The organism is Mammaliicoccus fleurettii (assembly GCF_003970575.1).
Taxonomy (GTDB): domain Bacteria; phylum Bacillota; class Bacilli; order Staphylococcales; family Staphylococcaceae; genus Mammaliicoccus; species Mammaliicoccus fleurettii.
In genome coordinates this window covers 1-12,043 of the sequence record NZ_RXWZ01000006.1, presented here as the reverse complement: position 1 = coordinate 12,043, position 12,043 = coordinate 1, and the positions used below count along the sequence as shown (strand labels likewise).

Genomic DNA, 12,043 nt, shown 5'->3' with positions numbered 1-12,043 from the left:
ATTAATCACTTAAATTCTCATTTTACAGTAAAATAATTAAAATAAATCCTCAAGATTTTTCAGCATGTATAATGGTTAAAGTATAATAAATTAGCTATTATATGTTTATAAATTACACTTTTCGGATATTTAGTTTAAATATAGCGCGAAGTATTAAAAATAATCTTTGATGATTGATTGTTCTTTTACTTGTCACTTTGCTCACTTTAAATTATAATAAGTATGAAATTAGAATTATTATAATTAAGAATTCTTGAGGAGGATTATGATATGAGTAATAAATCAAAACTTACAGGACTATTTGGTGCTCCTGTATCTGATCGTGAAAATACAATGACTGCTGGCAAACGTGGTCCTGTATCAATGCAAGACGTATATTTCTTAGAACAAATGGCACATTTCGATAGAGAAGTTATTCCTGAACGACGTATGCACGCTAAAGGTTCTGGTGCATTCGGTACTTTTACAGTAACGCATGATATTACACAATATACAAATGCTAAAATATTTTCTGAAATTGGTAAACAAACAGAAATGTTTGCTCGTTTCTCTACAGTAGCTGGTGAACGTGGTGCTGCTGAAGCTGAACGTGATATTCGTGGTTTCGCACTTAAATTCTACACTGAAGAAGGTAACTGGGACTTAGTTGGTAACAACACACCTGTATTCTTCTTCCGTGATCCTAAATTATTCGCAAGTTTAAATCACGTCGTTAAACGTGACCCTAAAACGAATATGCATAACCCTCAATCTAACTGGGACTTCTGGACACTTTTACCTGAAGCATTACACCAAGTCACAATATTAATGACTGACAGAGGTATTCCAAAAGGTTTCCGTAACATGCATGGTTTCGGTTCACACACTTATTCTATGTATAATGATGCTGGTGAACGTGTATGGGTGAAATTCCATTTCAGAACTCAACAAGGAATTGAGAACTTTAGTGCTGAAGAAGCTGAACAAGTAATAGCTAAAGACCGTGAATCAAGTCAAAGAGACTTATTCAATGCTATTGAAGAAGGCAACTTCCCTAAATGGAAGATGTACATTCAAGTTATGACTGAAGAACAAGCAAGAAATCATAAAGATAACCCATTTGACTTAACTAAAGTTTGGTTCAAAGGTGATTATCCATTAATTCCAGTTGGTGAATTCGAATTAAACCGTAACCCAGAGAACTATTTCCAAGATGTTGAACAAGCTGCATTCGCACCTACAAACATCATTCCTGGTATAGACTTCTCACCAGATAAAATGTTACAAGGACGTTTATTCTCTTATGGAGATGCTCAACGTTATCGTTTAGGCGTAAACCATTGGCAAATTCCAGTAAACTCAGCTAAAGGTGCTGCAGAAGTTTGTCCATTCTCTAGAGATGGTCAAATGAGAGTTGATGGCAACTTAGGTGGAGGTATTAACTATTATCCAAATAGTTACGAAGCACATGAATCTCAACCAGAATATAAGAAGCCAGGTTTACCAGTAGAAGGTGAATTATACGAACACGACTACCGTGAAGATGACGATAATTACTATGAACAACCAGGTAAATTATTCCGTCTACAATCACCAGAAGGACAACAACGTATATTCCAAAATACTGCTAACGAAATGCAAGGAACTACTGATGAAGTAAAACACCGTCATATCCGTAACTGTTACAAAGCTGACCCAGATTATGGTAAAGGTGTAGCAGACGCATTAGGCATCGACATTAATTCAGTTGATTTAGAAGGATAATATATAAAGAAAAGATCCTAGGACATAAATGTCCTAGGATCTTTTCTTTATGGTGTTTATTGTGAATTTGTCTTAGATTAACTTTCGACTTAATCTACAACTTGGTCTATCTCTTCGATTAACTTTCGACTTAATCTACAACTTAGCCAATCTCTTAGATTAACTTTCGACTTAATCTACAACTTAACCAATCTCTTCGATTAACTGCCGAGTTAATCTACAACTTAATCAATCTCTTCGATTAACTGCCGAGTTAATCTACAACTTAACCAATCTCTTCGATTAACTACTGAGTTAATCTACAACTTACAACATCTCTTCGATTAACTGCCGACTTAATCTACAACTTACACTATCTCTTCGATTAACTACCGACTTAATCTACAACTTACAACATCTCTTCGATTAACTGCCGAGTTAATCTACAACTTAATTCATTTTTTGCATTTTACTTTATCTCTTATTAACACTTTATTTTATGAATTATAGTTTGCTTCTTTTTTAGCTTTAATCATATGCAAGAAGTAGAATGCGACTAAACCTAATAATGCAACTACTGCCATTGCCATGTATAACCCAGAATAGCCGATAGAATTTGTGAAATTACCTAATACATATGGTCCAAATCCTAATCCAAAGTCTAAACCTATGAAATAAGTAGATGTTGCTAATCCCATGGCTTCTACTGGTGATACTTTAACTACGAGTGCTTGGAAGATAGATTGTAAGTTACCAAATCCTAGTCCTACAAATGCACCTGCTATAAGTAATACTACTCCATTACTTGCTATACTAATTAAGAACAAACCTATTACTAAACAAATAAATGCTGGTATTGTAACAATATTTTCTCCACGTTGATCCATGATTCTTCCTGTAAATGGTCTTGTTAGCAATACTGCAATTGCGTATACAACAAAGAAGAAACTTGCTGCATCAACTAAATGATTTTCTTGAGCAAAGGATTGTATAAATGACAATACTGATGAATATGCAATACTTACAATCACTACTACAATTGCAATTGGTAAAGCTTGTACTGAGTAAAAGTCAGATAATCTAAATCCTTTTTTCTCTTCAGTTTGTGCACTTGGCATTACTGGTGTTTCAACTTTCATAAATAGTGACATTACAAATGCGATAACGATTAATATCGTACAAATTGTAAATAGTCCAGTCATTGGAATATGTTGATATAATAATAAGCCGATAAATGGTCCGATAGCAGTCCCTAGAACCATACTTAAACTATACATACTTATTCCTTCGCTACGGCGTTGTGCTGGCGTTATAAATGCAGCAATTGTTCCTGTAGCTGTACTTGCTACCCCACTTGCTACCCCATTTAAAATTCGTACGATAAGTAATAATGCAAATGATGATGCTGATACTAGATAAAATCCATTCGTAATTACAAGTAAGATTCCACCAATAATTAACACTTTCTTAGTCCCTACTATATTGATATATTTACCTGTTAAAAATCTTCCGACTAAAGATCCTACGATGAAAAGTCCTGAAGCTAAACCAGCCAGACTATCAGAAACACCAAATGTTTCTTTACTATATCCACCTACTGTTACTAATAATAAGTACATAGATAAAAATATGAAAAAGCTAATGACAAAGTTAAATATAAAGTCTTTTGTCCAAATTGGCTTTTTTAATTGATCAGCCATTATTTATTACCTCCTCTATTAAATGATTTCTAAGTTTTTCTAATAATTTCTGTGCTTTTTCAAGCTCTGCATCATCTGCTTCAACAGCTTGAAGACAATTATTTTGAAATATTACAATGGATTCATGTATTTCATTAAATTGCTGTTGGCCTTTTTCTGTTAATGTAAGAAACTTTTCTCTTTTATCTTCTTTACTATTAACAGCTTGAACAAGTTCAAGATCAATCAATTTTTTGATAATTTTACGAGCAGTAGGTTTTTCAATAAATGAACGTTTAGACACTTGCACAAGTGTTGTAGGCTCGTTGTTTGCAATATCATGTAACACTTTATACTGAGCGGCATATAAATCATAGGGCTCTAATATGGCATTAATATGATGAATATACGGTCTATACAAATTAGTATATGTAAATAAAAAGCTCTCCATTTTTTGTCACCTTTTCTCATGAAATAAAGTTAGCTTTGCTAACTAATACTTGACCATTCTACTCTCGTTTATATGTAGTGTCAATATCAAATTCATTCTTGAAACAAGATATTTTTGACTTTTTCTATTATAATTAAGTTAAGTATTATTAAGGAGGAACGTAATATGTTAAATGATTTCTATGAAAAATTATCAAAAAAAGAAGACAAAATGATTGAGATTAGAAGATATTTACATGAACATCCTGAACTATCTTTTGAAGAAAAAGAAACAGCACAATATATTGAAGATTTTTATAAGGATAAAGATGTTTCACTCCAAACACATATTGGCGGAGAAGGAATTTATGGTATCAAAGTAACAATTGACTCAGGAAAGCCAGGTAAGACTTTGGCACTAAGAGCTGACTTTGATGCTTTACCAATTAAAGAAGATACAGGTTTGGAATTCAGTTCTAAAAATGAAGGTGTTATGCACGCATGTGGTCACGATGCTCATACAGCTTATTTATTAGTTCTTGCAGAAACTTTAATAGAAGTTAAAGATCAACTTAAAGGAAAAATTGTCATTATCCACCAACCTGCTGAAGAAAAACCTCCTGGTGGCTCACAATATTTAATTAAAGACGGTATTCTTGATGGTGTCGATAATGTAATCGGCGTTCATGTAATGAGCGCTTTAGAAAGTGATCATGTTTATTATAGAGAAGGCAATGTTCAATCTGGTCGAAATATATTTAAATTAAAAGTAACAGGTAGCGGTGGACACGGATCATCTCCTCATTTAGCAAACGATCCAATCGTTGCAGCGAGTAGCTTTGTCATGTCTCTACAAACGATTGTTTCACGAAGACTTAATCCGTTTGATATGGGCGTCGTTTCAATCGGTTCATTCGATGGAAAAGGACAATTTAATATTATTAAAAATGAAGTTACGCTTGAAGGCGACGTTAGAGGTATGAACGAAGAAACTTTACATCTAATAGAAGATGAAGTTAAACGTCTATCTAAAGGTTTAGAATCAACGTATGGTGTTCAATGTGACTTAGAATATACTAGAGATTATCCTGTACTATATAATGATCCAGAATTAACGAAGCAAGTCGCTAAAGCGATTGAGGAAGCAAATATTTCTGAAGTTAAAAGTGTTGAACGTTGTGAACCACAACCACCTTCAGAAGACTTTGCATATTATGCTAAAGAATTACCTAGTACTTTCTTCTATGTAGGTGCAAGTCCTAAAGACAAAAAAACTTACCCACATCATCATCCTAAATTTGATATTGATGAAGGTTCATTACTAATTGCAGCTAAGTCAGTCGCTGCAGTTACATTCGATTATTTAGGTGTAAAATAGTTCAGTTACAAAAGTGTGTTAACTAACATTACACATAGTGTAAATTTACCTGACTCATATTTCTTTTTTCTTATTTTATATTTTATACTTTTAAAAAATAAGGAGATGATGGAAGATGAGTCAGACAGATACACTTTTATTATTTGGATGTACTTTATTAGTCTGGTTAATGACACCTGGTTTAGCACTATTCTATGGAGGATTAGTTCAATCAAAAAATGTATTAAATACTTCGATGCATAGTATTTCAGCAATTGTAGTTGTTACATTCACTTGGGTATTAATTGGATTTTCAATGAGTTTCGGAGGAAACAACTTATTTATAGGTGATTTCTCCCATGTATTCCTAAATGGCGTAGGTTTTGTACCAAACGGTAATTTTAGTGAAACCATACCATTTGCCTTATTTATGCTTTTCCAATTAACATTTTGTACGATTGCGGTATCCATTCTTACAGGATCAGTTGCAGAAAGAATGAAATTTGGTCCTTTTTTAATATTCATGGCTTTGTGGGTATTATTAGTTTACAGTCCTGTAGCGCACTGGGTTTGGGGAGGCGGCTGGATTCATAAATTAGGTGCGATAGATTTTGCTGGCGGTACAGTCGTCCATATTTCATCTGGTGTATCTGGCCTTGTTCTTGCCCTATTACTTGGTTCTAGAAAACCTAGTAACAAAAAGCCTCCACATAATTTAGTTATCACGCTAATCGGCGGTATACTAGTATGGTTTGGGTGGTTCGGTTTTAATACGGGTTCCGCGCTAACATTTGATTCTGTTGCTATGTTAGCCTTTGTAAATACGATTTTAGCTTCTTGTGCTGGTATAGCCGGTTGGTCTATTTTGGAATATATGCAAAAGAAAAAAGTGACTTTAATTGGTACTTTATCAGGAATGTTAGCAGGGCTTGTCACAATCACACCAGCAGCTGGCTTTGTTGGATATGGTAGTTCAATGATACTAGGGATATTAGGTGGATTTGTATGTTACTACGTTATAACACATTTAAAAGTATTACTTAATTACGATGATGCATTAGATGCATTTGGATTACACGGTTTTGGTGGAATTGTCGGTGCAATAGGAACTGGATTATTCCAAAATTCAAATGTAAATTCAAGTATCTCTGACGGTGTTTTCTTCGGTGGCGGATTTATGCCAGTAATAGTGCAAATCGTAGCAGTAATTGTAACGATTGCATTCAGTGGAGTTGTCACATATATTATAGCTAAAGCAATAAGTATCTTTACAACTTTAAGAACAGATGAAAAAGCAGAACTAGAAGGCTTAGATGTAGCTTTCCATGGTGAAACTGCTTATCGATATGAACTTAAAGAAAAAAGAGCCTAAACAATACGCCCCTAATCCAATTATTTTGGATTAGGGGCGTATTGTTTTTATATATTCAACTTGCGTTCTAATGATCTGCTTTGAGCTTTTTATTTCTTGGATATCCTATCAATATAGATACGATACCACATATTCCTAGTAAAAATGGGTAAAATGAATATGGTAATAATGATACTGTCGAAATACCAGCTACACTAGTAGCAGCTAGTACTTGTGCTCCATATGGAATAATACCTTGTATCGTACTTGCAAATATATCTAGAATACTTGCAGACTTTCTTCGATCAATTTGAAAATCGTCTGCTATTTCTTTTGCTAATGGACCAGTAGTAATGATAGATATTGTGTTATTAGCTGTTGCTAAATTTGTAACACTTACTAAACCAGCTATTCCAAACTCTGCACCTCGTTTAGAATTCACTCGTTTTGTAACAACATTTAACAACCATTTTATACCACCATGGTATTCAATCAAACCAATCATACCACCAATTAGAAGTGCGATCATTGAGATATCTTGCATACCAATTAATCCATCAGATATTGCTTTTAAGTTATCGCCTAAAGTAAACGATCCATCAATTAGACCAATTAAACTTGCAACGATTACACCTAGCACTAATACCAAGAGAACATTCATTCCACACAATGCACTAATTAGTACAAATAAATATGGTATAACTTTTACTAAATTGTAACTGCCTTGACTAGCATCCGCCATCCCTGCATCTTTAGTCATAAACCATAAAATAACCACTGTCAAAATTGCACCAGGTAATACAATTAAGAAGTTCATCTTAAATTTATCGCTCATTTTTGTTTTTTGTGTTCTTACAGAAGCTATTGTAGTGTCAGAAATCATAGACAAGTTATCACCAAACATTGCCCCACCTACTACAGTTGCTATTGTTAAAGCTAGTGAAATATCAGTTGCTTCAGATATGCCAACTCCCACAGGGGCTAGTGCAGCTACAGTACCCATTGAAGTACCCATTGCTACAGAAATAAAAGCACCTACTATAAATAATCCTGCTAATAAAAACTGACCAGGTATTAATGATAATCCTAAATTAACTGTTGAACTAACAGCACCCATACTTTTAGCAGTTTCACTGAAAGCACCTGCCATTAAGAATACAAACACCATTAATAAAATATTAGGATGTCCAGCACCTTTTGTAAAAATATCTAGTTTTTTTGCTAAAGGTGTCTTTGGATACATTGCACATGCAAACACTGCCGCAATAAGTATAGCTACATTTAGTGGTAAGAAATTAAAGTCATGCTTAATTAATCCTGTACCAATGAAAAGTGTCACAAACACGATTAATGGTAATAAAGCTATGAAAGACCCTTTTTTATCTATTTGTTCCATTGTTATCTCCTTATTTATATCTTGAATACTTTAAAAGGGTACAGGACAATTTTGTTCTCGTCAAATATAAATTTCGTAATAAGCATTTATGAATCCTTGAATGATTAAATAATAAAAATTAGGTAATATAACGTATAATAAGAAAAAGAAGAAATTAAGGGGTAATATTATGATTATTAGTAATACAATAAATGATTTTTTTAATAACTTTCATTTAACCGATACTTCACTTAAAACATATTACGCAAAATATCGCTCTGAATTTCAACATGCCGAAGAAAATTTAATATTTTTAGAGGATGACATATCAACAACTTTATCCAAGTTAGAAACAGATACTGCTCAAATTTTGAAAATAAACACCAAATTAGTTCATATTATTTTTGAAGTTAGACTACAAATACTCAAACAATTTAATACTTATTTAAGACCCGATATATATTTTTTAATTGGTGCTTACAGAAAAGACGGTTTTCTTAAAATTGAAGACACACCCCATATATACTTTTTCATAGAGTCATTGTGCGAACATTATGATGATCTATATGACATAATCGCATACTATTTTACAAAGTTACTTTTAAGGCAATTAAATTCAACATCTGAAAATTCTATTTTAGAAGAGGCAGTTACCTCACATATCATGAACAAATTAAACTATACATATCCATATACAAATAATAATAAATACAAGGCTATTCAAAATTTAGAAACCAAACTAAATGAGCAATTACAAACTGACTCTATAATTAAATTATTTACTGAAAACGAACATTCAGAAATACTAAAAAGATATTCATAAATAGAGCTATATGGACAATACTTTCAATATTTGCTCAAATCTATCGGTATTATTACTGACAATATAATAATAAGAGGTTGAGACAATTAATTTGCCCCAACCTCTTAATTAATTATAGTAATTTCATTAAATCTCTAATTAATATTGTAATGTTATGTTTTTTAGACTGTTCACTTAAAAATAGTGCGACTTCTAATTGTTTTTTATCACTGTCATTACTGATCTTCATTTCTATTTTTGAATGCACGATGTTATATATTAGCTCACTATATAACTTATATCTACTTGAATTAATTGTAATATCTAAGGCAGTTTGTGCATATGCTAAACATCTGTCATATGCTCTTTCGCTAGCATAAATATTTGATAATGTATATAGTAGTTTAATTTGATAACTATCATCTACATTTAAACGTTTAGCAATTTCTAATCCTTGTTCTAATGAAGATTTCGCTTTTTCATTTTCATTTTGACTATAATAAAAGACTGCTCTTGTATTACAGATAGACACTTGTAATTTGACATACATATTACTATCTATTAATTGATATGCTTCTTCAATCATCTGAAGTGATTGTTCTACTTCGCCATAATTATAGTAACCTATAATTGATCTTACCCACTTAGACGCTGCAATTTCATCAACAGATCCATTAGATAAATAATTACCATCAATAATAGGAATTAAAGCATCGTAATCACGATCTTCTAACAATCTTTCTATGACTTTTAATTTTTGTTCTAGTTGTGTATCTAATTCATCACCTATATACAAGAAATCCATACTACAATTTAGTCTTCTAGAAATATTAAAAAGGAGTTGCGATCCCGGTTGCAATTCATTCTTTTCAATTTTAGAAATTTGACTTTGTGTAGCGATTCCCTTAGCTAATGCTTGTTGAGAAAGCTTTAAATCTATTCTCCTTTGTTTTACACGTTCTCCTAATTTCATATATAGCGCTCCCCAAATTCTTTAATCGAATTAACATATTTATATTATCTAATACATCTATATCTTCAAGTGTCGTCATTAAATGATATATTTGTCCCACCAAATATATCATTTAAGCACCTAAGGGCACATATTAACTTGTATTAGAAATAATTCATGTCATGTTATAATTCTCTTCTTTATTTTAAGGCTCATTGTGTGAAAATACAATTATTTTATCCTTATACGAAGACTGTATTTTCTCTTTAAACAGCTGTCTAAATTTAGAAGTATTAAGCTTAATCAACAAATTCTGCTGTTTCAAGCTGTATTAACTCACCATCTTCTTGTCTTTTTTTAATGTGAAATTCTCCCCACTTACATAGGTTTTCTAATAGTTCATTTAATGAACTACCGTAATCAGATATTTCATATTCTACTTTCGGAGGTACTTGTTGATATACAATTCGATTAATAATTCCGTCTTTCTCTAATTCTCTTAATTGTTGAGTTAACATTTTTTGTGTAATGTGTGGAATAGCTTTTTTTAGTTCTGATGTTCTCATTGTTCCATGCTTTAAATGATAAAGGATAACAGGTTTCCATTTACCACCAATCACGTCTATTGTTGCTTCTACACCTATATTATATTCTGTTACTTCCATTACATTTCCTCCTTAAGGTACTTTTTGGTACCTATATGACTTTAAAGTGCGTACTTCCTATTTGTATTGTTACGTTTTAAAATAACACATATCTTATAACAAAGGAAGGAACTATCAAATTGAAAAATAAATTTTCTAATCAACTTGCACTTATTTCACTAGCTATATCTGCTTTCGCCATCGGTTCAACAGAATTCATCAGCGTTGGCTTATTACCATTAATCAAAGATGCTTTTAATATCACAATTCCTCTAGCAGGATTAACTGTATCTTTATATGCAATTGGTGTTACGGTAGGTGCACCTATTTTGACACCTTTAACAAATAACATGAAAAGAAAGACTGTGCTTATTCTTATAATGGTCATCTTTATAATTGCTAACATATTCGCAGGAATGGCTACTTCATTCACTTTATTATTATTAATGAGAGTGCTCAGTGCTTTTTCTCATGGTGTGTTTATGTCAATTGCCACAACTATTGCTGCAGATTTAGTGCCACCACATAAACGTTCTAGCGCAATCGCACTTATGTTCACTGGTTTAACAGTTGCTACTATAACAGGCGTTCCCTTTGGTACATGGGTTGGTCAACATTTCGGATATGAAATGTCATTTTACACAATTGCTATAATAGGTATTATTAGTCTTATTGCCAATATAGCATTTGTTCCTAAAAATTTAACTGAATACAAACAAGCACCAATTGTTAAGCAACTTGCAGTCTTAAAAAACAAACCCCTTATGACAATATATTTAATAACTGCCCTCGGTTATGGAGGTACGTTTGTAGTCTACACATATTTAACTGAGATTCTTACTCATATTTTAGGCTATGAATCAAACAGTATCGTTACTATTTTGATATTATATGGTGTAATGGTTGCGATTGGTAATACTTTAGGAGGAAAACTTACAAATCACGCTCCTACAAAATCATTAACGATCATTTTCTTACTACAAGCTTTAACTTTATTACTGGTAGGACTTACGTTACATTTTCATGTAGTAGGATTAGTAAGTATTTTATTAATGGGCCTATTTGCATTTATGAATGTACCTGGTCTCCAACTTATCGTCGTATTATTCGCAGAGAGAAATAGTAAAGAAACAGTCAACTTTGCATCTAGTCTAAATATATCTGCTTTTAATATTGGTATAACACTTGGATCAGTTATTGGTGGATTTATATTAAATCATATATCATTATCGTTCACACCATATTTTGGTTTTATCATGGTTATTATGGCAAGCTTATTAATGTTTGCCGTTAATAGAAATGAAACTTCGGAACCACTGCAAACAACGTGTTAATAATAAGAAGAAGGATGAGACAATTAATTTGTCCCATCCTTCTTCTTTTATATTTCATCATTATTTAGTATTTTTTGAGCATTATCTTTCATTTGATTAACTGTGTCAATTCCTTTAGTTTCTTCAATATAATCATATGCTTCTTTTATATGAAAATTTCTGTTAGATGTATTATGTGCGTCACTTCCAACGATATGAATACTTTCTTGATCCAATAAATAATCAGCAACTCTTTTTGCATCTTCACCATATTTACCTACTAATGAACCAGCAGTTACTTGACAAAGAGCACCCCTTTTAATTAAATCACGCCGATTGTAAAATTAAGCTAGACACATAAGAAAAGCCACTCGTGATACACTCAAAATGAATTTCCAACCAAAGAAATCATAGGAGTG

The 12,043-nt window shown here is 32.2% G+C and carries 11 protein-coding genes; 5 read left to right on the top strand and 6 right to left on the bottom strand.

Annotated elements, in window-relative coordinates; all coding sequences use genetic code 11:
* Positions 1-270 precede the first annotated feature (270 nt).
* Positions 271-1,743, top strand: a complete 1,473-nt coding sequence (locus CD129_RS00220) for a catalase (RefSeq protein ID WP_078357039.1) — start codon at positions 271-273, stop codon at positions 1,741-1,743.
* Between the two features lie 476 nt (positions 1,744-2,219).
* Here CD129_RS00220 and CD129_RS00215 read toward each other — a convergent pair whose 3' ends face one another.
* Positions 2,220-3,422 (bottom strand): MFS transporter, encoded by a 1,203-nt coding sequence (locus tag CD129_RS00215; protein ID WP_115337152.1) that lies wholly within the window; start codon positions 3,420-3,422, stop codon positions 2,220-2,222.
* Positions 3,415-3,852, bottom strand: a complete 438-nt coding sequence (locus CD129_RS00210; RefSeq protein WP_107509186.1) for a MarR family winged helix-turn-helix transcriptional regulator — start codon at positions 3,850-3,852, stop codon at positions 3,415-3,417. The genes CD129_RS00215 and CD129_RS00210 overlap by 8 nt, the downstream gene beginning before the upstream one ends.
* Positions 3,853-4,017: 165 nt before the next feature.
* On the opposite strand from CD129_RS00210, the gene CD129_RS00205 reads away from it, so the two are divergent.
* Positions 4,018-5,208 (top strand): M20 family metallopeptidase, encoded by a 1,191-nt coding sequence (locus CD129_RS00205; protein WP_078357042.1) that lies wholly within the window; start codon positions 4,018-4,020, stop codon positions 5,206-5,208.
* Between the two features lie 115 nt (positions 5,209-5,323).
* On the top strand, positions 5,324-6,559 hold the full coding sequence (locus CD129_RS00200) for an ammonium transporter (protein ID WP_115337151.1): 1,236 nt from the start codon (positions 5,324-5,326) through the stop codon (positions 6,557-6,559).
* Between the two features lie 67 nt (positions 6,560-6,626).
* On the opposite strand, the gene CD129_RS00195 is transcribed toward CD129_RS00200, so the two are convergent.
* Positions 6,627-7,934: a Na+/H+ antiporter NhaC family protein gene (locus CD129_RS00195; protein ID WP_107509184.1), complete on the bottom strand. Its 1,308-nt coding sequence runs from the start codon at positions 7,932-7,934 to the stop codon at positions 6,627-6,629.
* A gap of 169 nt (positions 7,935-8,103) precedes the next feature.
* Here CD129_RS00195 and CD129_RS00190 point away from each other — a divergent pair, with 169 nt between their 5' ends.
* On the top strand, positions 8,104-8,736 hold the full coding sequence (locus CD129_RS00190) for a hypothetical protein (RefSeq protein ID WP_078357045.1): 633 nt from the start codon (positions 8,104-8,106) through the stop codon (positions 8,734-8,736).
* Between the two features lie 112 nt (positions 8,737-8,848).
* Here the strand turns inward: CD129_RS00190 and CD129_RS00185 are convergent, their stop codons facing one another.
* A complete protein-coding gene (locus CD129_RS00185) occupies positions 8,849-9,688 on the bottom strand; it encodes a helix-turn-helix domain-containing protein (protein WP_107509183.1) in 840 nt (279 codons plus the stop codon).
* Positions 9,689-9,966: 278 nt separating this feature from the next.
* Entirely contained in the window at positions 9,967-10,332 is a 366-nt protein-coding gene (locus CD129_RS00180; RefSeq protein WP_115337150.1) for a winged helix-turn-helix transcriptional regulator, read from the bottom strand.
* Positions 10,333-10,451: 119 nt separating this feature from the next.
* Here CD129_RS00180 and CD129_RS00175 point away from each other — a divergent pair, with 119 nt between their 5' ends.
* Positions 10,452-11,645 carry an MFS transporter gene (locus tag CD129_RS00175; RefSeq protein ID WP_078357048.1) on the top strand — a complete coding sequence of 398 codons (1,194 nt, stop codon included), beginning with the start codon at positions 10,452-10,454 and terminating at the stop codon, positions 11,643-11,645.
* A gap of 47 nt (positions 11,646-11,692) precedes the next feature.
* Here the strand turns inward: CD129_RS00175 and CD129_RS00170 are convergent, their stop codons facing one another.
* Positions 11,693-11,947, bottom strand: a complete 255-nt coding sequence (locus CD129_RS00170; RefSeq protein WP_243832046.1) for a CpsB/CapC family capsule biosynthesis tyrosine phosphatase — start codon at positions 11,945-11,947, stop codon at positions 11,693-11,695.
* Positions 11,948-12,043 lie beyond the last annotated feature (96 nt).